General features: G+C 65.4%; 20 protein-coding genes. 8 read left to right on the forward strand and 12 right to left on the reverse strand.

Going from position 1 to position 22,351, the window contains the following annotated elements:
* Positions 1 to 802: 802 nt before the first annotated feature.
* From fae to AWB68_RS23580, 4 genes are all read left to right on the forward strand, one after another.
* Positions 803 to 1,330: a formaldehyde-activating enzyme gene (gene fae / locus AWB68_RS23565; RefSeq protein ID WP_087646760.1), complete on the forward strand. Its 528-nt coding sequence runs from the start codon at positions 803 to 805 to the stop codon at positions 1,328 to 1,330.
* Positions 1,331 to 1,383: 53 nt separating this feature from the next.
* Entirely contained in the window at positions 1,384 to 2,421 is a 1,038-nt protein-coding gene (locus tag AWB68_RS23570) for an aldo/keto reductase (protein ID WP_087646761.1), read from the forward strand.
* Between the two features lie 5 nt (positions 2,422 to 2,426).
* Entirely contained in the window at positions 2,427 to 3,854 is a 1,428-nt protein-coding gene (locus AWB68_RS23575; protein WP_374729600.1) for an NAD-dependent succinate-semialdehyde dehydrogenase, read from the forward strand.
* Between the two features lie 69 nt (positions 3,855 to 3,923).
* The gene (locus AWB68_RS23580) at positions 3,924 to 5,327 is read left to right on the forward strand and encodes an MFS transporter (RefSeq protein WP_087646763.1); all 1,404 of its coding nucleotides are present in this window, start codon (positions 3,924 to 3,926) and stop codon (positions 5,325 to 5,327) included.
* Between the two features lie 28 nt (positions 5,328 to 5,355).
* Here AWB68_RS23580 and AWB68_RS23585 read toward each other — a convergent pair whose 3' ends face one another.
* The 9 genes from AWB68_RS23585 to AWB68_RS23625 all read right to left on the reverse strand — a co-directional run bounded on the left by AWB68_RS23585 (position 5,356) and on the right by AWB68_RS23625 (position 13,839).
* The gene (locus tag AWB68_RS23585) at positions 5,356 to 6,222 is read right to left on the reverse strand and encodes a LysR family transcriptional regulator (protein WP_087646764.1); all 867 of its coding nucleotides are present in this window, start codon (positions 6,220 to 6,222) and stop codon (positions 5,356 to 5,358) included.
* A gap of 251 nt (positions 6,223 to 6,473) precedes the next feature.
* Positions 6,474 to 7,130: a phosphorylase gene (locus tag AWB68_RS23590; RefSeq protein WP_235028464.1), complete on the reverse strand. Its 657-nt coding sequence runs from the start codon at positions 7,128 to 7,130 to the stop codon at positions 6,474 to 6,476.
* 86 nt (positions 7,131 to 7,216) lie between these two features.
* Positions 7,217 to 9,205, reverse strand: a complete 1,989-nt coding sequence (shc, locus tag AWB68_RS23595) for a squalene--hopene cyclase (protein WP_087646766.1) — start codon at positions 9,203 to 9,205, stop codon at positions 7,217 to 7,219.
* Positions 9,205 to 10,482, reverse strand: a complete 1,278-nt coding sequence (hpnE, locus tag AWB68_RS23600; protein ID WP_087646767.1) for a hydroxysqualene dehydroxylase HpnE — start codon at positions 10,480 to 10,482, stop codon at positions 9,205 to 9,207. Before hpnE ends, shc begins: the two co-directional genes overlap by 1 nt.
* A complete protein-coding gene (gene hpnD / locus AWB68_RS23605) occupies positions 10,482 to 11,333 on the reverse strand; it encodes a presqualene diphosphate synthase HpnD (RefSeq protein WP_087646768.1) in 852 nt (283 codons plus the stop codon). The genes hpnE and hpnD overlap by 1 nt, the downstream gene beginning before the upstream one ends.
* A gap of 236 nt (positions 11,334 to 11,569) precedes the next feature.
* Positions 11,570 to 12,511: a sensor domain-containing diguanylate cyclase gene (locus AWB68_RS23610; protein WP_087646769.1), complete on the reverse strand. Its 942-nt coding sequence runs from the start codon at positions 12,509 to 12,511 to the stop codon at positions 11,570 to 11,572.
* Positions 12,508 to 13,131, reverse strand: a complete 624-nt coding sequence (locus AWB68_RS23615) for a chemotaxis protein CheC (protein ID WP_087646770.1) — start codon at positions 13,129 to 13,131, stop codon at positions 12,508 to 12,510. The genes AWB68_RS23610 and AWB68_RS23615 overlap by 4 nt, the downstream gene beginning before the upstream one ends.
* Entirely contained in the window at positions 13,124 to 13,492 is a 369-nt protein-coding gene (locus AWB68_RS23620; protein ID WP_087646771.1) for a response regulator, read from the reverse strand. The genes AWB68_RS23615 and AWB68_RS23620 overlap by 8 nt, the downstream gene beginning before the upstream one ends.
* A 122-nt stretch (positions 13,493 to 13,614) precedes the next feature.
* A complete protein-coding gene (locus AWB68_RS23625; RefSeq protein ID WP_087646772.1) occupies positions 13,615 to 13,839 on the reverse strand; it encodes a hypothetical protein in 225 nt (74 codons plus the stop codon).
* Positions 13,840 to 14,395: 556 nt separating this feature from the next.
* On the opposite strand from AWB68_RS23625, the gene AWB68_RS23630 reads away from it, so the two are divergent.
* The gene (locus tag AWB68_RS23630; RefSeq protein WP_087646773.1) at positions 14,396 to 16,672 is read left to right on the forward strand and encodes a hybrid sensor histidine kinase/response regulator family protein; all 2,277 of its coding nucleotides are present in this window, start codon (positions 14,396 to 14,398) and stop codon (positions 16,670 to 16,672) included.
* Between the two features lie 183 nt (positions 16,673 to 16,855).
* A complete protein-coding gene (locus tag AWB68_RS23635; RefSeq protein WP_087646774.1) occupies positions 16,856 to 18,301 on the forward strand; it encodes a hypothetical protein in 1,446 nt (481 codons plus the stop codon).
* 82 nt (positions 18,302 to 18,383) lie between these two features.
* Here the strand turns inward: AWB68_RS23635 and AWB68_RS23640 are convergent, their stop codons facing one another.
* Entirely contained in the window at positions 18,384 to 18,938 is a 555-nt protein-coding gene (locus AWB68_RS23640; RefSeq protein WP_087646775.1) for an NADPH-dependent FMN reductase, read from the reverse strand.
* A 556-nt stretch (positions 18,939 to 19,494) separates the two neighbouring features.
* Here AWB68_RS23640 and AWB68_RS23645 point away from each other — a divergent pair.
* Positions 19,495 to 19,776: a DUF4148 domain-containing protein gene (locus tag AWB68_RS23645; protein ID WP_087646776.1), complete on the forward strand. Its 282-nt coding sequence runs from the start codon at positions 19,495 to 19,497 to the stop codon at positions 19,774 to 19,776.
* A 118-nt stretch (positions 19,777 to 19,894) separates the two neighbouring features.
* Here the strand turns inward: AWB68_RS23645 and AWB68_RS23650 are convergent, their stop codons facing one another.
* Positions 19,895 to 20,848 carry an AEC family transporter gene (locus tag AWB68_RS23650; RefSeq protein ID WP_087646777.1) on the reverse strand — a complete coding sequence of 318 codons (954 nt, stop codon included), beginning with the start codon at positions 20,846 to 20,848 and terminating at the stop codon, positions 19,895 to 19,897.
* Positions 20,849 to 21,440: 592 nt separating this feature from the next.
* Here AWB68_RS23650 and AWB68_RS23660 point away from each other — a divergent pair.
* Complete coding sequence (locus AWB68_RS23660; protein WP_200828775.1) at positions 21,441 to 22,010, forward strand: lipocalin family protein; 570 nt, start codon at positions 21,441 to 21,443, stop codon at positions 22,008 to 22,010.
* 36 nt (positions 22,011 to 22,046) lie between these two features.
* Here AWB68_RS23660 and AWB68_RS23665 read toward each other — a convergent pair whose 3' ends face one another.
* The gene (locus tag AWB68_RS23665; protein ID WP_087646780.1) at positions 22,047 to 22,343 is read right to left on the reverse strand and encodes an H-NS histone family protein; all 297 of its coding nucleotides are present in this window, start codon (positions 22,341 to 22,343) and stop codon (positions 22,047 to 22,049) included.
* Positions 22,344 to 22,351 lie beyond the last annotated feature (8 nt).

Here is a 22,351-nt window from a genome sequence, read left to right on the forward strand (position 1 = left end):
TTGCTCTGCCCCTGTCCGGGGCGGGACTCACTTTCTTTGCTGCTGCAAAGAAAGTAAGCAAAGAAAGCAGCTTCTCACCGCCAATGCTTGCCAGTCGCCGCCAGACCGTTATGACGGAGTGGTCCAACCGGGGGAGTGTCGTTAGCGGGGTTTCCCCGTTGTTGGCATGTAGAAGAGGCGCGCACGTCGCACCGTTAAACGAAGTGGACCAGCAGTCATACATCCAGCCTCGCGCTACGCGCTCACCCGTCAGGCAAACCGAAACCCGAAGCCCCTCGCTATATCTACGTCCTACGTTCGTGCTGTCGCTTGCTTCAATTCACCACGACTGGCAAACCTGTCGTCGAGCACGAAGTGCCATGACGGATGAATGACTGCTGATCCACTCCGTATGGCGGTGCGACGTGCGCGCCTCTTCTACATGCCAACAACGATGAAACCCCGCTAACGACACTCCCCCGGTTGAACCACTCCGTTTCGAGTGCGGGTGAAGACGTGTTAGGGCTGGCGTTTGAAAGCTGCTTTCTTTGCTTACTTTCTTTGCAGCAGCAAAGAAAGTGAGTCCCGCCCCGGACAGGGGCAGAGCTAATAAACCAAAAACAATACAAGTTCCATAGAAGCCCAAGCGCATCAAACGGTGTAAACAACACCCACCCCCAAGCGCCAGCGGCCACCCTAGGGCATATCCCGACATTACCCCCGCTCATAACCCGGCCGAAAAATCATCGATTCAGCCCGGATCGCATCCTCTCGCACAATCGGTTCCGTCGATCACCTCCTGAACGGAAAACGGAACCGCGCAATGTCAGCAAACGAACAGCAGCAAAAACTCTTCATCGGTGAGGGCTTCGAAGGCCCCGGCGTCAATCTCGCCCACATCAACGTCCTCGTCGGACCGCGCACCGGCCCCGCAGGTCAGGCGTTTGCCACCGCGCTCGCCACGCCGTCGGCGGGACATGCGCCGTTCGTCGTGATCGCGCGGCCCGGCGTGCCCGCCAAGCCGCTCACGCTCTACGTGAACAAGGCGCAAATCGAAGGCGAGTTCCACGGCAATGCCACCTGGGGCGCGTCGCAGGCAGGGATCGCGAAAGCGGTCGTCGAGTCGCTGGAGGACGGCACGCTGCCGCCCGAAGCGGAGAACGAGTGGGTCGTCGTCTCGGCGAACTGGGTCAATCCGAAGACCGACGATCTCGACGCCGTCTACCAGAACAACTACCGCGCGGCGAAAAACGCCATCAAGGCCGCGATGCTCGGCCTGCCGAAACGGGACGAAGTCTTCGCCGCCGCGCGCGAAGTATCGAACCCGTTCTACACGCCCAACCTGCGCTAAGGCGCACCCCAGACAACGCCGGCCGGACCGTCGTCCGGCCAAGGAGACTGCAAATGGAATTTGTACGCCTCGGCCACTCGGGCCTGAAGGTTTCGCGCTTGTGCCTCGGCACGATGAACATGGGCACGCCGCAATGGAAACCGTGGATCTTCGATGAAAAGCAAAGCGAACCGATCGTGCGTCACGCGCTGGAAGCGGGCGTCAATTTCATCGACCTCGCCGACTTCTATTCGACGGGCGTCGGCGAAGAAGTCGTCGGCCGGATTCTCGGGCGGCTCGCGCGCCGTGAGGAAATCGTCGTGACGACGAAGGTCGGCTACGACATGGGCACGTATCAGAACGCGGGCGGCCATTCGCGCAAGCACATCATGGACGGCATCGACGGGTCGCTGAAGCGTCTCGGCATGGACTACGTCGACATCTACATGCTGCATTACTTCGACGTGAACACGCCGGTCGAGGAAACGATGGCCGCGCTCGACGACGTGGTGCGCTCGGGCAAGGCGCGCTATATCGGCGTCTCGACGATGTACACGTGGCAGCTCGCCAAGATCATGCAGGCCTGCGAGCGCCACGGCTGGCACAAGCCGATCAACATGCAGTTGCAACTGAACCTCGCGTATCGCGAGGAAGAGCGCGAAATGATGCCGTATTGCGCGGACCAGGGGCTCGGCGTGTCGGTGTTCAGCCCGCTCGCGCGCGGCCTCTTGACGTGCGACGCCGCGTCGACGCGCAATCAGACCGACTTCTTTACCGCGCAGATGTACGGCGACGCAGCCTCACGCGAGATCGCGGCGTCGGTCGCGCGGGTGGCGGCGCGCCGTGGCGTGAGCGCGGCGCAGATCGCCCAGGCTTGGGTGCTCCAGAACAGCGGCGTGGCGAGCATGCTCGTCGGCGCCGATTCTCCCGCGCAATTCGACAGCGCGCTCGCCGCGCTCGGCACGCAACTCGACGCCGACGAACTGTACGAACTCGAGCGTAACTACACGCCGTGCGACCTCATCAACGACTACACGGCGGGACGCCGCATCGCACGCGCACCACGCGCGCCGCGCGGCACGTTCGGCCACGCACTGGAGCAGGCGGCATGAGCTTGATGCGCAACGGCCATTACATCGACGGCGCCTGGCACGCCGGCAAGGAAACCTACACGGTCCGTAATCCCGCGACCGGCGCGACGATCGCCGAGGTCGCGAAGGCAGGCGCCGCGGAAACGCAGCGCGCCATCGATGCGGCGCAACGCGCCTTTCCCGCCTGGCGCGCCTTGACGGCGAAGGAACGCGGCGCGCGCGTGAAACGCTGGGGCGAACTGATGCTCGCCCAGCGCGACGCGCTCGCAGAACTCCTGACGCGCGAACAGGGCAAGCCGCTCGCCGAAGCGAAGGGCGAAGTCGCGTATGCGGCGAGCTTCCTCGAATGGTTCGCGGAAGAAGCCAAGCGCAGCTACGGCGACGTCATCCCGAGCCCGAAGCCCGATTCGAAGATCGTCGTGACGCGCGAACCGGTGGGCGTGGTCGCCGCGATCACGCCGTGGAATTTCCCGCTCGCGATGATCACGCGCAAGGCCGGCCCCGCGCTCGCGGCCGGCTGCACGATGGTGTTGAAGCCGTCGGAGGAAACGCCGTTGAGCGCGTTCGCGCTCGCCGTGCTCGCCGAAGAAGCCGGCGTTCCGCCCGGCGTGTTCAACATCGTGTCCGGCGACGCGCTGGCGATCGGCGCGACGCTCACCGCGTCGCCGGTCGTGCGCAAGCTTTCGTTCACGGGCTCGACGCGCGTCGGCAAGCTGCTCGCCGCGCAATCGGCTGAAACGCTCAAGAAACTGTCGCTCGAACTGGGCGGCAACGCGCCTTTCATCGTCTTCGACGACGCCGATCTCGACGCCGCCGTGCAGGGCGCGATGGCATCGAAATTCCGCAATACCGGGCAGACCTGCGTGTGCGTGAACCGTTTCTACGTGCAGGACGGCATCTACGACGCGTTCACGCGACGGCTCGCCGAGACGGTGAACAAGCTGCGCATCGGCGATGCGTTGCAGGGCGAGGTCGACCAAGGCCCGCTGATCAACGAAGCGGCGCTGAAAAAAGTGCGGCAACACGTCGACGACGCGCTGAAGCACGGCGCGACGGTGCTCACAGGCGGCCGGCCGCATCCGCTCGGCGGGACGTTCTACGAGCCGACCGTCCTCACCGACGCGAACGAAGCCATGCTCGTCGCCCAGGAAGAAACCTTCGGCCCGGTGGCCGCGTGCTTTCGCTTCAGCACCGAAGCCGAGGTGATCGAACGGGCGAACAACACGCCGTTCGGCCTGTCCGCGTACTTCTACACACGCGATCTGGGCCGCGCGTGGCGGGTCGCCGATGCGCTCGAGAGCGGCATGGTCGGCATCAACGAAGGACTCATTTCGACGGAGGTCGCGCCGTTCGGCGGCGTCAAGCAATCCGGCCTGGGCCGCGAAGGATCGAAGTACGGACTCGATGAATACGTCGAACTGAAATACATGATGATGAGCGGCCTCGGCCGATAAATCGTCCACGGCTGGCGCCGCGCGCGAAGCGGGCACCAGCCGCATGAAACCTCATATAAGGAGACGCCGATGAGCCAGCAGGAAATACAGGCCGCCACGCCCGGAATGATCGCGCAGCCGGCAATTGCCACGCACCTACCGCATCAATCACATCAGTCGCCCCGCCCCGTCGCCCTCGACGATCTTCCGCTCAACCGTTTTCACGTGAAGATCGCGGGCCTGACGTTCGGCGCGCACTTCACGGAGGGCTATGCGCTCGGCACAGTTGGCTATGCGCTGACGTCGCTGAACCGGCAGATTCCGCTCGACGCGTTCTGGATGGGCGCAATCGGCTGTTCCGCGCTGATCGGCATCTTCCTCGGCAGCCTGTTCTTCGGCTGGCTCTCGGACCGGCTCGGCCGCCAGCGGATTTTCCTGACGAGCTTCATCATCATCACGCTCGCCGCGTTCATGCAGTTCTTCGCGTCCTCGCCGCTCGAATTGTTCTTCTTGCGCGTGCTGATCGGCATCGGAATGGGCGGCGACTTCACGGTCGGTCACGCGATCCTGGCGGAGTTTTCGCCGCGCAAGCATCGTGGCGCGCTGCTCGGCTCGTTCAGTGTCGTATGGACCATCGGCTACGTGGCCGCGAACGTGCTCGGCCTGCATTACGGCGATGCGGTTCCTGACGCGTGGCGCTGGCTGCTGGCGTCGGCGAGCGTGCCGGCGCTGATCGTGCTGCTCCTGCGCATCGGCACGCCCGAGTCGCCGCGCTGGCTCCTCGGCAAGGGGCGCGCCGCCGAGGCGCACTCCATCGTCGCGAAGCATTTCGGCGCGCACGTGACGCTCGACTCGGACAGCGCCGCCGATTCGCACGGCAGCAAGGGCGGCTATGCGCGCCTTTTCCGCAAAGACCTGATCCGGCGCACGCTGTTCAATTGCGCGTTTTTCGTGTGCCTCGTGATTCCCTACTTCGCGATCTACACGTTCCTGCCGGGCATTCTCAAGGTGGTCGGATTGAACGACGGTTTCGGCGCCGACCTGCTTCTGAACGCGTTTCTCGTCGTCGGCGCGGTGATCGGCATCTGGCTCACGATCAAGTTGCCACGGCGCCATTTCCTGATCGGATCGTTCGCCGTGACATGCGCGATGCTGGTTGCATTGAGCGTGCTGCCTTCGTCGGCGACGCTCGCGATGATCCTCGCCTTCGCCGTCTTCACACTGACGATGTCGGCGTTCAGCAATCTGGTCGGCGTGTTTCCGCCGGAGTGCTTTCCGACCGAAGTCCGCGCATGCGGCGTCGGGCTCGCAATCGCATGCAGCCGGCTCGGCTCGGCGATCGGCACGTTCCTGCTGCCGGTCGGCATCGCGCGCTTCGGGTTCCACGCGACGATGATGGCGCTCGCGGGCGTGCTGTTGATCGGGATGATCGTCTCGATTGCCTGGGCGCCCGAGACGAAGAACCTCACGCTGCGCGACGCCAGCCGCGCCTGAGCGGCAGAGGCTTGAGGTGGCGTGCGCATCACGCGCCCGCCACCTGCGCCAACAGCCACGCGCCCAAAGCGCTTACATGTTCCGACTCGACGTGCCGCGACGGCACGTCGAACCAGTAGCCGTAAGGGCCGATCACCTCAACCTCCGATATCTTGACGAGCACGCCGTCGGCGAGTTCGTCGGCGATCATGTTCAGGTCGACGACCGCGAGCCCCACGCCACGCCGCGCCGCGTGTATCGCCTGTTCCAGGTTCGAAAATTCGATCCCGTTGTCCGCCAGCCGTCCCGGCAGCCGCGCGGCGGCGAGCCAGTTGGGCCAGAGGTCGAGGCGGATTTCATCGTGAAGCACATGCAGGGCGGGCAGGCGTTCCAGCAGCGTCTCCACGTCTTGGCCTTTCAGCGCAGCCGTCCCCACCAGTGCGTGGCGCTCCATCATCAGCAGTTCGGAATGACCTTGCGCAAGCGGTTCACGACCGAAGCGGATTGCGCAATGACAGGCGTCGTTCGCCTGCGTGCGCAGCGACAGTTCGACGCCCGGCAACTCCACCGCCAGAGCGTTCAGGCGCGACGAGAGCCACTGTGTGGCAAACGTCGGCGGCAGGCAGACCATCAGCCGCTCGCGACCGGATGCGCCGGCCAACTGCCGCGTGCCGCGCTCGAGGACATCGAATGCCTCGGATACGCACGGCATCAGTTGCGCGCCCGCCGGCGTCAGGCGAATGCCCTTGTGATCGCGCTCGAAGAGCTTCACGTTGAGCGATTCCTCCAGCAGCCGGATTTGCCGGCTGACCGCGCCTTGCGTGACGCACAGCGCCCGCGCCGCGCGATTAAAACTGAGATGGCGTGCCGTTTCCTCGAAGAAACGCAGTGCAATCAATGATGGCAGCCGCCGCATGTCCAGACCCTCGCTTTCCGACTCTTTCGTTCAACCCTGACGTTGATGAAGCTTCGCACGGTCGAGCTTCACTGTCTCCTCGTCCGAACGGCTGATCGAGTGCGCCCGAAGCGCACTGGTCAAGCCGTTCGAAACGCGAACGATAGCCCGCGCGGGCAACGGCGGAGGTCAATTTTCTTGTCGGCGGAGGGGATTGCGCTGCGGTGCGATCTTCTATCGCGCGGATGACCGGACGATCGCCGGCGAACGCCTCAGTCGAAGGCCAGCGCCCGCGCGACGCCGAGTGCATGCCGCGCCTGAATGAGCGACGTCCGCGCGGCGCGTGCGTCGCCAGCGAGACGCAGCAGTGCGCCCAGTTGCGACGGCTGGCGCAGCAATTCGCGCAGGATCGGCATGATGGCCGTGTGACCGTCGTCGCGCAGACCGGCGGTCGCCGCCTTTGGCAGCGTGCGCCACGCGGGGTCGACGATCGAGCGGCACACCGCGAACGGCAACCCGCGCGCGGTCGCGATGGCGCCCGCGATGTGCGACTCCATATCGACGGCGAGCGCGCCCGTCGACTGGTGAAGCGAGCGCTTGTCGCGCTCGCTCGTGACGGGCGCCGTGACGCCGGCCATCGTGCCGCGCCGCGTCAGGGCCGCGAGCGGCGTGCCGATGAAGGCCTCGGCGATGCGGTTCGACCAGACGGCGTCGGTGGCAAGCCGTCCGAACGGACCGCAGACCGCATCGGCGACGATCAGCGTGCCCGGCTGCAAATCCGGCGCGAGCCCGCCCGCCGTCCCGAAGCTGATAATGCCCGAGCAACCGCGCGCCACGGCTTCGCTGAGCGCGCGTTCGAGCCAGTCGGCGCGTGCCGCGAACACGACGGTTACGCCCGACCCGCGCACGATTTTCGCCTCGAACGCCATGCCGGTGACGGCCACGACGGGCACGCCCGCCCGCCCGCCGTCCGGTACGCGGCGAAAAGCGCGGGCGTCGCGGGCGTCGTTCGCGCTCACATCGCCGCCGTCACGCGCGACACGCCATCGCGCGTCATGTTGCGGTAGCGCGCGAGCGCCCACAGCGGGAAGAACTTGCGATAGCCGTGATAGCGCAGGTAGAACACGCGCGGAAAGCCCGTCGCGGTGAAGCGCGTTTCGTCCCACAGCCCGTGCTCGCGTTGCGTCGCCTGCAAATACGCGATGCCGCGCGCGACCGCCGGATGGTCGATCAGACCCGCCGCCATCAGGCCGAGCAGCGCCCACGCCGTCTGCGACGCCGTGCTCGGCGCCGCTTCAAGGCCGCGATAGTCGAGCTTGTAGCTTTCGCCGCCCTCGCCCCAGCCGCCGTCGGCGTTCTGGACGCCGATCAGCCACTCGGCGGCGCGGCGCACGCGCGAATCGCTCGCTGGCACGCCCGCCGCGTTCAGTGCGCACAACGCCGACCATGTGCCATAGATGTAGTTCAGGCCCCAGCGGCCATACCAGCTTCCGTCGCGCTCCTGCGCGCGCAGGATGTAGTCGAGCGCGCGGCGCGCCGGCTCGCTGTTTGCGGGCGTTTCGCCGAGTTCGGCGAGCATCGAGAGGCAGCGCGCGGAGACATCGACGGTCGGCGGATCGAGCAGCGCGCCGTGGTCCGAGAACGGAATGTTGTTCAGGTAATACTGCGTGTTCTCAGGCTCGAAGGCGCCCCAGCCGCCGTCGCTGCTTTGCATGCCGACGACCCATTCGCGCCCGCGCGCAATCGCCTCGGCGTACAGCGCGGTGCCGTTCTCGCGGTTGGCGCGCTCCATCGCCATCGCGACGACGGCCGTATCGTCGACGTCCGGGTAGTGCGGATTCGCGAACTGGAACGCCCAGCCGCCCGGCCGCACATTCGGACGGCGCGAGATCCAGTCGCCGCGCACGTCGAGAATCTGCAGCGGGCGCAGCCATTCGAGCCCGCGCGACACTGCCTCGCGCGCCTTGGGCATGCCGGTTTCGAGCAGCGCGTGCGCCGCGAGCGACGTGTCCCACACCGGCGACAGGCACGGCTGGCAATACGCCTCGCCATCGAGGGATTCGTCGATGACGAGCAGCTTGTCGAGCGAGCGCCGAGCAATCGCGCGATTCGGATGATCGGCGGGGTAGCCGAGCACGTCGTACATCATCACGGAGTTCGCCATCGCCGGGAAAATCGCGCCGAGGCCGTCTTCCCCGTTCAGCCGCTCATCGACGAATTGCACCGCCGCCTGGATCGCGCGCTCGCGCGTCGCGCGCGGGAACAGGCTGTCGGCGGGGCGCAGCACGGCGTCGACGCAGCGGAAGAACGCAAACCAGCCACGGCTCTGATGCGGCGCGCGGTCGAGGAGGCCAACGTTGACGGGCGCGTCGTCGAAGAGTTCGTCGATCCGCACGCCGCGCGGATTGCGCGCCACGGGCCGCTTCGCGTTCAGCACCAGCAGCGGCACGATCACCGTGCGCGCCCAGTACGACACCTTCGACAAGTGGAACGGGAACCACATCGGCAACAGCATGATCTCGACGGGCATCATCGGCACCGCGCGCCACGGCACGACGCCGAACAGCGCGAGCAGGATGCGCGTGAACACGTTGGATCGCTCCGCGCCGCCTGCGGCGAGGATCGCGCGGCGGGCGCGCTGCATGTGCGGGGCTTCGGGCGAATCGCCGATCATCTTCAGCGCGAAATACGCCTTGACGCTCGCGCTGACGTCCAGCGCGCCGTCGGTGAACAGCGGCCAGCCGCCGTCATCGCGCTGCATACGGCGCAGATAACGCGCGATCTTCTTTTCGAGTTCAAGATCGGGCGTTTCGCCGAGGTAATGCACGAGCAGCACGTATTCGGCGGGAATCGTGGCGTCGGCTTCGAGTTCGTAGAGCCAGTAGCCGTCGGCGTGCTGCGCGGCGAGCAGCGCGTCGGTGGCCTTCGAAACCGACGCATCGATCTTGGCGAGGGCGGCGGGCGAAACCGGCCGGTCGAGGCCCGGCAGGGAAGTGTCGTTCATCATTGTTCCGTCGATGGGTTCATCAGCAAGTCCGCGGCCTTCTGGCCGGAGCGGATCGCGCCTTCGATGGTCGCGGGCAGGCCGGTTGCCGTCCAGTCGCCCGCGAGCATGAGATTGGGCCAGCGCGTGCGCGTGGCGGGGCGCAGGCTTTCCTGGCTCGGAATGGCCGCGAACGTCGCGCGCTTCTCGGCGACGATCTGCCACGCCGGCAGCGGCTCGGCCGCGTTGCCGGTCACGTTGGCCACTTCGCGCCAGAGCATGCGCGCGAGTTCTTCGCGTGGCATGTCGAGCAGCGCGCCGGCGTCGCTGATCGTGACCGAGAGCCGGCCGTCGAACGCGAATAGCCAATGCGACGTGCCGTTCAAAAGGCCCGTCACCGGCTCGAAGCCGAGCGGCGGATCGGCGGCAAAATGCGCATTGACGATCGCGCGGAATTCGTTCGGCGCGGTGAGGTCCGGCACGAGCGTCCGGGCGACATCCGGTGGCACCGCCAGCACGACGCCATCGGCCGGCGCGACCGCGAGGGTGTCGACGCCGTCGCCGAAGTCGAGCGAACTCACGCGCGGCTTCGCATCGGTGCCGGAGAAGCCGATGCCGGCAAGCCGCGCGCCGAGCCGAATCTCCGCGCCGCCATATTGCAACAGCCGCAGCGCCGGATCGACGAACGCGTGGCCGAGGCCGTTCTTCGCGACGAGCGGCCGGCACGCCTGCCCGCCCGCCAGGAGCGTTTCGCGCAGCACGTTGCCGGCGACGAGCGCGCTGCCTTCCGACGGCTCGACGTTCAGCACCGCGAGAAACAGCGGACGCACGAGCGCGTCCCACACGCGGCCGCGCGCGCGCATCGACTGCGCGATCGTGCGGCCGGGCTTCGCCCACAGGAGCGCCGCGAGCGACAGATAGTCGGCGGGCTGCGTGCCGGGGACGCGCGAGTGCGGATCGAAGACCCATTTCGGCAGCCGGCCAGGCGAGAGCCGCACCGTCCAGCGCGCACCGGTCTTCAGGTCGGAAAACGGATATTCGGGCTGGGTCGGGCCGCTTAACTCGTCGCCAGCACCGATCGCACGCGCATAGGCGAGCGTCGCATGATTGCCGGACAGCACGAGGTGGTTGCCGTTGTCGATGGTCGCGTTCAGCTTCGGGTCGAAGTACGAGCGGCAACGCCCGCCCGCGTGCTGCGCGGCCTCATGCAGCACGACGCGCGCGCCGCGGCGCTGCAATTGGACCGCCGCGGCGAGGCCCGACAGGCCCGCGCCGACCACATGAACGAGACGCGACATCAGAAAACGTTACGCGCGACGATCCACAGCAGGCGCGAACGCGGCGTACGGACTCGGGTACGCGGGAGATCGAAGCCTCGCTTGACGGTGGCGTCGAGCACGCAGCGATAGGCGCCCGCCATGATGCGCGGCGCGCGCACTTCCGAGCGCCGCGACGCGGCCATGATCGCGTCCGATTGTGCGAAGTGGCCGCGCGCGCGTTCGGCGACGACGGCGCACACGCGCGGCAGACGCGCATCGGCGACGATCGAGGCGGGGTCGGTGGTCGAAATGCCTTCGCGCGACAGCAGTTCGCGCGGCAAATACACGCGGCCGATGCCGGCGTCCTCGTCGATGTCGCGCAGGATGTTGGTGAGTTGCAGCGCGCGGCCGAGGTGATGGGCAAGACGCCGGCCAGCGTCTTCGTGCATCCCGAATATCCTCACCGACAGACGCCCCACCGCGCTCGCCACGCGATCGCAATACATGTCGAGCGTGGCTTCGTCGGGCGCGACGATGTCGCCGGCGGCGTCCATCGCCATGCCGTCGATGACGGCGTGAAAGTCGTCGCGCGAGAGATGGAACGCGCGAATGTGGCGCGTGAGCGCCTGCAGCGACTTCTTCGGCGTGCCGGCGTAGCAGGCGTCGATGTCGGCGCGCCAGCGGTCGAGCGCGAGCGCGCGCTCGCGGCGCGGCAGCGTGCCTTCGTCGGCGATATCGTCGACCGCGCGGCAGAATGCGTAGATCTGGTACATCGCGTCCCGCTGGGCCGCCGGCAGGATGCGCATCGCGAGATAAAACGAACTGCCCGATGTCACCTTCGCGGCATCGGCAGCAGCGTCATCGTCGACGATCAGATTGGAAACGGCCAAGACGAACTCCGCTGTGGCGCCCCCAAGGGCAATTAAGAAATCGGGCGCTGGTGCTCATGCGACCTGTATGCGCCCTTCAGGCGAAGGACGGGGATGATCCCGTGCGGAAAAACGTGCCGGACCGCACAGACAAACCCGCGCGCGCCGGCGGCAACAGCGCCGGGAGCGGCAAAAAGTATAGCAATGTTTGGCCTTCGATGCGTTGACGGCGGCCGCTGGCGGGCGGTCCCGCGGCGTCAGGCGAAGCCGACCGAGCGGTTCCGGCCTTGCCGTTTTGCGCTGTAGAGCGCGGCATCGGTTTCGTTGATGAGCGCCTCGTAGGACGAGGTGATGTCCCGGCGAGCCTGCGCGGCGCCGAAGCTCGCCGTGACCGGCACGCGCGCGCCCTGCACGTCGATCGGCGTCGCGCAGATCGCTTCGCGCACCTTTTCCGCGAGGAGCATCGCGTCCGCGAAACCCGTGCATGGCAGCAGCAGGGCGAATTCCTCGCCGCCGAAACGGCCGAACACGTCCTGCTCGCGCACCGTCTGGCTCACGCGCTCGGCCATCACGCGCAGCACCGTGTCGCCGACGAGATGGCCGAATTCGTCGTTGATGCGCTTGAAATAGTCGAGGTCGAAGAGCAGCAGCGACAGCTCGCCGCCATGGCGCTGCCAGCGCGAAAACTCGTCGGCGAGGCGCAGTTCGAAATAGCGCCGGTTCGCGATGCCGGTCAGGCCGTCGCGATCGGCGTATTCCTGCAGCTTCGCGACGGCTTCGTCGCGGCCGCGCTGCATCATGCTCGCGTGCGTGACATCGGAGATCGTGATGCACACCGCCATTACTTCGCGTTCGTGCGTGAGCGGCATGAACGTGCAGTCCTGCTGCATGAAATCGACGCCGCCGGTGATCGGCCGGTCGTGGTCGAACCTGAAGAGATATGGGCGCTGCTCCCACGAACTGAACGCGAAGCTGCCGAGCTGGAACACGCTTTCGACCTTGCGCGTAAGCCACACGCGCGGCAGTTCGGGAAAGTTCGCGAAAATCGGCTTGCCGATCACCTGCTCTGCCGTCCTGCCGCTGTGGTCCTGCATGAAGCGGTTCCACATGACGACGTTCAACTCGCGGTCGAGCACGAAAATGCCGAACCCGACACGCTCGACGACCAGTTCCGAGAGCACGTGCCGGAGTGCGTTCATAAGCTGGAAAGCAGCGCGTCGAGCGCTTCGTTCATGCGCAGGATCGAGTCTTCGGCCATCAGCATGACGAGGTGCGCGCGGAAGCTGTGGTCCTCCAGCGCGAAGTTCACTTCGAGCAGCAGCGCGGTTTTCCACGCGAGCATGTCGGGCTGGAAGACGTCGTCGAGCGCGAGGTTCGTGCCGAGCATGCCCGGCGGCGAGAAAATCGGCGCGCGGCCGAGCCGGTCGAAGATGCACGACACGCACGCGCCCATCAGCACGTTGGCGACGTCGAAGATCAGTTCGGCCTGCGACGTCGCTTCGTAAGTCGACTTGGTGTACGGATCGTCGACGAGCGCACACAGTTGCTCGACGCTGGCGCTTCGGCACAGCACGATCGCCTCGCCCTTGATGTCGGAGCGAAAGCCCTGGCGCACGGCGGTGACGGTATCGGTGATGCCGGTCATCGCGCGCAGCGTCGCCGACGCCTCGGTGACGCTCACCACCCGCACGCGCGGCACCGACAATTCGATGAACGTGCCGAGCAGTTTCGAGAGGCGCGTCGCGGCCTGGCCCATCGCCATGTTGGCGACTTCCTGCAGCGCGTCGCGCTGGTCTTCGTTCATGGCTGGTTCAGACATAAAGGCCGAACTCCTTCAGGACAGGGCGCAAAGCCTCGGGCGTCACGGGCTTCGGCAGGAACGCGATCGCCCCGAGCGCGCGCACGCGCTCCTGCGCCATCGGCTGCACGTCCGCCGACACCACGATCACGAAGGTGTTGAGGTCCTCGTGCTGGAGCGCGTCGAGCACCTGGTAGCCCGTCATGTCGGGCATCGTCAGATCGAGGAACATGACCGACGCGCGGCCCGCGCGATACAGGTCGAGCGCCTCGTGGCCGTTGGTCGCGTACGAGATCTCGACGTCCCAGTCCTCGGGCAGCGCGCGCGTCAATACCTTGCGGGCAAGCAGGGAATCGTCGGCAATAACAATCGGCAAGGGCATGGTCGGCGGGATCGATAAGCGGTTTATCTGGCTGGGTGCGTTCGTAAGACGCGCTTTCGCACAGGTTTACGGCGGCACCGGCCGCGTTCTTGATCGATTTAGACGGATCTAGATCGAAACGCCTAAAAATGCGCGGGAAACGCCGACAACGGGCGTTCGTGGCAAATCAGCGGTTTTTGCCGGGCGTGCGAATCGGCTTGTCGCGGCCGTCCGTGCGGATGGCGGCGCGTGTCCGTGGCAACGGCAACGCGCGGAGAGCGGCGCAGGCGCGCGTAGGCGCGCCATGCGGCGGGCGTGCGCGGCGTGGTCGGCGCACGCGCAGCAATGACGGTTTCGATCGGCATCATGGAAGCCAGCCCCGTACAGGATTCGCGCCGTCAGGCCGAATCATTTTCTATTTCTTCCTTCGCGCTCGCGCGGCGCTGGCGGTTGCTCCGCTCTTGCCGTTACTTCCCCGGAAACGATGCGCCAAGGTCCCTGGTCCTCTGGTTGCGCTCTCGCGGCGCGTGACCATCAGACGATTCAATTGTCCGGCCAAAAGGATGTCAAAGCAACTCACCAAAACCCCGAGAGCATGTTAATTTCGTTGACCGATGGATATAATGAGGATTTATTACTCATACGATTACAGCCTGATTAATTTTCATTCTTTTGTGTACGTTTGCGCTTCGACGAATCTCGCTGATTTCGCTTCTTCCAACGCAATGCTGGTGAAACAGACCTGATTCGAATGCGATTATTTCGGCACGCGTTATGCATTCCGCAATAATCCGCGTGATTGAATCGGTGATTTTCCCGCCGGCTCGACGCCAAACGTTTGCATTTCGGGCACGCCGGATTTTGCGCTGTATTTGCGTTTAACATGGCACGCCCGCATCCAGACAAAAACGCCAAAACCATCCGATGACGCCGCCACGTGACGAGCCTGCCGCCGAGCACTGGCAGGACGAGCCGCCGTTTCCGGCCGTGCCCGAACGCAACTTCGCGGCGCAGCGGTTCACCCTGTACGCGTTGCTGATCGCAGCCATCGTGCTGCCGTGCATCTACGTCGCCGTCACCTCGTACGACGACTTTCACGCACGCGTCGCCGCCGCGACCGACCTCACCACGCGCAACGCGCGCGTTGCGGAAGAGCACGCGCTCAAGGTCTTCGACATGAACGTGATGTTGAACGAGCGCGTGGCCGATCTCGTCGACGGCCTCGACGACGACGCCATCCGCCGCGACGACGTCCCGATCTACAAGAAGCTCAAGACAATGGGCGGCAGTTATCCGCAAGTGGCGTCGGTGTCGATATTCGGCGCGGACGGACGGCTCGTCGCGACCAGCCGCACGTATCCGACGCCATCGATCTCCATCGCGGATCGCGAAGACTTCGCCGGCATCAGGCGCGGCCAGTCGCTCGAACAGGTCTCGCGGGTGATGGTGAGTCGCGTCGCGGGCGAAACGGTGTTCAACACCGCCGTCGCGCGCCGCACGTCGGAGGGCGAATTCGCCGGCGTGGTTTCGATCGCGCTGCGGCCGCCGTATTTCAGCGCGTTCTATCGCGAACTGCTTGGCGATCAGCCGACCGTCTCGCTCGGCCTCACGCGTGCCGATGGCGAAGTGCTCGCCTGGTATCCGACGCGGCCCGCGAACAAGCCGGCGCTCGCACTCACGTCGCCGCTGCGAAAGGTGTATCGCGAAGGCGCGCGAAGCGGCGTCGTCGAAATGCGCTCGGGCCTCGACGACCAGTTGAAGATCGTCGCGTTCCGGCGCGTCGGGAACTATCCGGTGTACGTGTCGAGCGGCTATCCGATCTCGACGATCCGGGCCGCCTGGTATCGCCACGTCTCCGTGCTCGCGCTGTCGATCTTCGCCCCGTGCATCGTGCTGTGGGGCGTGATCTGGCTGTCGCTCAAGCGCCTCGCCGCCGAGGCGGAAGCGTGGGAACGCTGGCAGGCGGAGGCGTCGATGCGGCGCTCGATCGAATCCGCGTACCGGCAGGCGCGCAAGATGGAAGCGCTCGGCAATCTGGTCGGCAGCGTCGCGCACGATTTCAACAACCTGCTGATGATCGTCTCGGCGAACGTGCAGATCGCGCGACGGCGCGGCGCGCTCGGACTCGACCGCGAACTCTCCGCGATGGAACGCGCGTTGAAAAGCGGCCAGTCGCTCACGCGGCAGTTGCTCGGCGTCGCGCGCAAGCAGCCGCTCGCCAGCGAAACCATCGCGACGGCGGCGTGGGTGCCGGCCGCACGCGAACTGCTGCGGGCGTCGCTTGGCGCCAAGGTTGCGCTTGCGGTCGAAGTCGTGCCCGACGTGTGGCCGATCCGCGTCGATCCCGCCGAACTCGAACTCGCGCTGATCAACATAGCGGTCAACGCGCGCGACGCGATGCCGAACGGCGGCACGTTCACGGTTCACGCCGGCAACATCAGCTTCCGGCACGAGGACGGCTTCCCGATCGTCGGCGACTTCGTGCAGTTCACGCTGGACGATACCGGCGCCGGCATGAGTTCGGACGTGCTCGGCCGCGCGTTCGAACCGCTTTTCACGACCAAGCCGAAAGGCATGGGCACGGGGCTCGGACTGCCGCAGGTGTTCGCGTTCTGCGAGCGCGCGGGCGGCCTCGCCACGATCGACAGCGCGATCGGCGCGGGGACGTCGGTGCGGCTGTACCTGCCGCGCGCCTTGGCCACGAACGTGCCGAGTGTGGCCGTGCCGGAAGAACTGGCCGTGGCGGCCGTGTCGCACGGGCTGTGCGTGCTGCTCGTCGAGGACAACGACGAGGTCGCCGCCGGCACCGAGGCGCTCCTCACGATGATGGGCCATCGGGTCACGTGCGTATTCAACGCCGACGCCGCGCTCACGTTGCTCGAAGCCGCGCGCGACGGCTTTCCGCCCGACGGCGCGTTTCCCTTCGATGTCGTGCTGTCCGACATCCATATGCCCGGCAAGCTGAACGGCATCGATCTCGCAGAACTCCTCCAGACCTTCAGGCCGCGCGTGCCCGTGATCCTCGTCACCGGCTACGCGGAAGAACTCGATCGCGCGCGACAGGTCGATGCGCGCGTGCTGTCGAAGCCCTTCGACATCGCCCTGCTCGATTCGCTGTTGCAAGCGATCCGCGAAGGCTCGGCCGCCGCGCAACACGCGACGCTTCCCGCCGACCGCGCAACCGGTAAAGCCGCGCACTGACACCCTCTTTTCTACCGATTTTGTAAAAACCGCGCATGTTGAACGTTGACGGTTGAAGTTGCGCGTATGGGAACCCCGGCGGCGCCCGGCATCCGGCACGCGAGTTGCGTGAAGGATAAAACTTGCGCCGCACCGGTACGCGCGTGCTGCGTCCAGAGATTCCACCTTCTGAAGGAGGCATTCATGCGACACACCGTCATCGGCGTTTTCGACACCTACGCACAGGCCGAGAACGCCCGCGCGGCCCTCATGGCCGCAGGGTTCTCGCACGGCGACATCGAGTTGCAGGCCAACCCGAAGCGCGACGATGCAGCCGAACCGTCGCTCGAACCCGACGTCGAGACGCACGCCGAACCGGGCATGCTCGCGAACATCGAGCGCTTCTTCTCGATGCTGTTCGGCGGACGCGAGCAGCCGCCGGAGGTCGCGCATTATTCCGAGGCAGTACGGCGCGGCGCGGTTCTCGTCGCCATCGATACCAACAGTGAGGCGCAAGTCGAGATCGCGCGCACGACGCTCGCCGACCAAGGCGCGATCGACATCGACGAGCGCGCTGCGAGTTGGGGCACGTTCGGCCATACGTCGGCCGCGGCAGCCGCCGACGACCGCGATCATTCGATGCTCGATGAACTCGGCCTCGGGCGCGGCAGCGCCGTGCCGGGGCGCGATCCGGTGAACGCGCCGCCGCCCTCGCGTGCGGATGCGAGCCGCGTGCGCACTTATCCGCGTGCGGACATCGGCGACCCCGCCGCCGAGCCGGTTCTCGATCCGCTGGCCGATCCGCTCGGCAATCCGCTTATGCGTCAGGACCCCGCCACGCTCTCGCCGCGCGACACGTTTACCGAAAGTCCCGCCGGGCCGCTCGGTGCGCTCGACATGCCTGCGACGCACGACGATGCGCTTTCGGCACGTCCCGCAGGCGGCATCGGTTCGACCGCACAGCGCGACACGCTGGCAGCCGGTTCGATCTCCGAACGTGATGCGCTCGCCGGTCGCGATCCGCTTTCGACGCGCACGGCAGGTTCAGCGAGCGACCTCGGCTCGACCGCGCAGCACGAGTCGATCGCGCGTCAAACGCTCGCCGGAAGCGATGCGCTCGGCGGACGGGACGCCACGTATCAATACGATCCCGAAGCCAGGCGCGATCCGCTGCCCGGCACCCGTACCGATTCGGCCCGCGACTGGCGCCCGGTCAATCCGCTCGACGATACCGACGCCTCCGCGAACGACTCGTTCGCGTCGCGTGAAAGCGTGTCGGCGGCGTCGGCGAGCGCAGCCGGTGCAGCAGGCGCCATCCCCGGCGCTGCACCGATGGGCGCTGCGGGCGCACTCGGCCCGCAGACCGTCCCCGACGAGTACATGGAGTACGAAGACGACTTCCGCACCGACTACCAGTCGAAGTATTCGGCGACCGGTTCGGCGTATGAGGACTATGAAGGCGCGTACCGCTTCGGCGCGACGCTCGGCAACGATGAGCGCTTTCGCAGCCGCAAATGGGACGACCAGATGGAATACGAACTGCGCCGCGACTGGGAGAGCCGCCATCCGGAAGGCGGCGACACGTGGGATCGCTTCAAGGCCGCGATACGCCACGGCTGGGATCGCGTGACGGGACACCACCACGTTTGATGCACGCGCAGTACCGCTGAAAAGCCACGGCCCGCGCAAGCGGGCCGTGGCTTTTTTCGGTGTGGGCGAAGCGGCCGAACGCTCAAACGCTGGCGTGATCCTTCACCCACGCGACGTACTTGTCCACGAAACCCTGCAGGTACTTGCGCGTGTCCTCGCTCACGATCTTGCCGCTTGCATCGATACGCGTCGCATCGTGCTTGATGAACATCTCGGGCTGGCCGAGCAGTGGAATGTCGAGATAGGCGCACACGCCGCGCAGATGCGACTGCGCAATCGCCGTCCCGATCGCGCCGACGGAGGTGCCGATCACCGCGCCCGGCTTGCCACCCCACGCGCTGTGTCCCCACGGCCGCGAGCCCCAGTCGATCGCGTTCTTCAGCACGCCCGGAATCGAGCGGTTGTACTCGGGCGTGACAAAGAGCAGCGCGTTCGCCTCGGAGATCTTTTGCTTCAGATTGCGCGCGACTTCGGGGAAGTCGGCATCGTAGTCCTGGCTGTAAAGCGGGAGATTGCCGATCTCCAGGAATTCGAAGGTGAAATCGGCTGGCGCGAGCGAGATGACGGCCTGCGCGAGCTGCCGGTTGAAGGACTCGCGACGCAGGCTTCCGACGACAACCGCAACTTTGTAGGTCATGACGCGTTTCCGTGATTGAGTAAATCGGAGGCATGAATCAGACAGTGGATCGGCGGAGAACGACGAATGCCCGACGAACCGACCGCGCTTGCGACAGCACATCATAGGCGCCCGATTGCGAACCTGTCATGCGCAACAAGTGTGCAGTGCGCAATAGCGGTGCACCCCGGGCGATAGCGCTTGGGCGCGCCGTTCAGCGGCCGATTTCCACAAAGTTATGCACAGAAAATGTGGATAAGTCGGGGAGAAGTTGCTGTCGTGTTTAGTATCTGATAGGCAAACGAAAAAAGAGCGCTCCGTGACGCTCCCTTTTCGTAAGCTTTTTCAGAACTGGCGGAAATGTTCGCGCTTACTGCAAGAAAAATACGTTGCACTGCGATGCCGGATTTTTGGCACGCGCCGACGGTTGGGCGTTTTGTCAGCGCTTCCAAACGTCGACGATGGATGTGCCAGGATTCTTCCGGCGCCCGACAACAATGTCTTAGCTCAATCGCCATTAATACCCGATAGCTTCTCTCCTACACTGCGTTCATCGATGCACTCAGGAGACTTCCGAATGAAACGCACTCTGATCATTGGCTTGCTGGCTTCCGCCCTGGTCGCGACCGCGACCCCGCCCGTGTTTGCCGGTGAAGTCGTTCAATCGCAGGCCGTCGCGGCGGCGAACCTCGGCAAGACCCGCGCCGAAGTCAAAGCCGAACTCGCGACCGCGCGTCGCAACGGCGATCTCGACCCGGTCAATGACAATACTTATCCGCAACTTCTGCCCTACCAGCAGCGGCACGCGCAGATCCTCGCGAGCGGTACGGGCCAGTCGCGCATCGTCAGAACGCAGTGAAGGTCAAGAAATCGGCAGACAGATGTAGAACGAACAGACCTCCTCCACCCATCGCCCTGATGGTGGTTTCGCCCGACGCTTCGCGCCGGGCATTTTTTTGCCCGCTCGCACGCGCGAATCAAAGCATCGCGGTGAGGCACAGCGTCACGGTGACGAGCGAGATCAGCGTCGAAAAAAGGATCGCGCTCGATGTCACCGCGGCCTCCCGCCGATAGAACTCCGCGAGCATGAACGGGCCGGTGCCCGTCGGCAGCGCGCTCAGGATCACCGCCGTCTTCGCCCACAACGGCGGCAGCGCGAAGACATGAAACGCGAGCCACCACGTCAGCAGCGGTTGCGCGACGAGCTTCAACGCGACCAGCACGCTTGCGGTCTTCGCATGGCGCGCGTCGGTTTTTTCACCGAGGAAGAGCCCGAGCGCGACCAGCGCACCAGGACTCGCCGCGCCGCCGAGCAGCTTGAGAAACGCTTCGGCGCCGCCCGACACATGCAGCCCAGCGCCGCTCGCCAACGCGCCCGCGAGCGGCGCGATCAACAGCGGATTCGTGACCAGCGACTTCGCGACGCGCCGCATCGTCGTGCCGATGTGCTTCCCGGTCTGCAAGCCGAGTTCGATCATCACGATCGCTACGGCGAACAACACGCACACGGTCATGATCGTCGCGATGACGGCCGGCGCGAGGCTCGATTGCCCGAACGCGAGCAGGCAGAGCGGCAAGCCGACGAACCCCGTGTTCGGATACGCGGCGTTGAGTCCGTCGATGCTTGCGTCGGCGAGATGTCGCGACTGCCTGAGCCGCACAAGCACGGTCACGACGAAGACAACGCCCGAGCCGATCCCGAATACCGCGATGAACGATGGCTGGTCGAGCGTGCTCCACGGCGTCCTCGCCATGATGTCGAAGAGGAGCGCGGGCAACGCGAGATAGACCACGAAGCGATTCAGTTCCGACGACGCATTCGGCCCGAGCTTGCCGAGCTTGCGGCATGCAAAGCCCGCGAAGATCAGGCCGAAGAGCGGCAGGATGATCGTAAGAAGCGGCGTGAACAGCGCTGCAACGAATGTCGGCATGGATGAGAACGGGTGGCGCGTTTGAACGAATCGGGGGCAAGGATACCGCCTGACGCGGCGCATCGCGAGCCAAAGGTGAGACGTTGCGGGAGCCGGTGAACGGTGAGTCGCGGCATGACGTCGAAGCTCACGGTTGGGTGATCGGCAGTATTTCTAAGCATCGTAGAGAAGGCGCGCAGGACGATGGATAAAGCGCGCAAACCCTTGCTGCATAAGGCTCTACGCCGACAGCATGCCCGCTGATCGAAGCGCCATCGGCAATTCGTTGCATACGCAACGGCTGTCGGTGTGGCGTATGCGTCGTCGCCTGAATGTGCTTCAGGTGAGCGAATACGGGACCCGCGCGAAGCAAACGGTGAATGCGCCGCGTGACTTCGATACGTATCGTGCAAGCGCTTCGCATGCGCATGCGGAAACCCAGTCGCATCAATGACTTGCACGATTGATTCGAAGTGCTTTATGCAGTTCGCAAGAGAACCTTGGCGCCTTTTCCAACCTAACGGGCAGCCAAAGGTGAGCGCTTTCGGGACCACGGAACGAAGCTTGCTGACCCGCGTATCTCACCAATCGTCATTCAAGCATGGGTACAACGATGAACGTCAAACGACCCTGGATCTACGGTGCCGTCGCTCTGCTCGCCATCGGCGGATTCGGGTTGCTCGCCGCCTGCGCGATGCACGGCGGCAACAAAAGCGGCAACGCGAACGTGCCGCAGCCCGCGAAAGCCGTCGATCTCGATCGCTATCTCGGTCAATGGTTCGAGTTCGCGCGCTATGAGAACCGCTTCGAGCGAGGCTGCGAAGCCGTCACCGCCAATTACGCGAAACGCGACGACGGCCTGGTCTCCGTGATCAATGCCTGTCGCGTCGGCGGGCTAACCGGACCGTTCAAATCATCGGAAGGGCGCGCGAAGATCGTCCCCGGTTCGGACAACGCGAAGCTGAAGGTGTCGTTCTTCGGGCCGTTCTATATCGGCGACTACTGGGTGCTCGATCACGCCGACGACTATTCGTGGTCGATCGTCGGCGAGCCGAGCGGCCGCTATCTGTGGATACTGACGCGCGAAGCGAAGCCCGCGGCCGCGCAGCGCACGGCGCTGATCGAACGGGCGCGCGCGCTGGGCTATGACGTCACGATGCTGCGCGAAACGCAGCACGATTGATCGAGCGTGCCTGTCGCAAGAGTTGCAAGCTGCAGGTCATTCGATCAGAAAGCGGTCCTTGTTCTTGTCGGCGAGCCATGCCGGCGTGCGCCCGCGTCCGCTCCACGTTTCACCGGTCTTCGGGTTGCGATACTTCGCTGGCAGCGGCACCTTCTTCGCGGCGGCGGCCTTGCCGCGCGCCACGCCAAAGCCGAGTTCCTCGGCGGTCAGCCCGTACTCCTCGATCTTCGCCTTGATCTCGGCGATCGCTTCGGCGACTTCCTTCTCACGCGCCGCCGCGATCTCGGCCTCCAGTTTTTCGAGTTGCGAGGTAAGTTGCTTGTAGCTCGGCATGGATATGC

The sequence above is a fragment of the Caballeronia choica genome, assembly GCF_001544535.1.
In the GTDB taxonomy this organism is placed as follows: Bacteria; Pseudomonadota; Gammaproteobacteria; order Burkholderiales; family Burkholderiaceae; genus Caballeronia; species Caballeronia choica.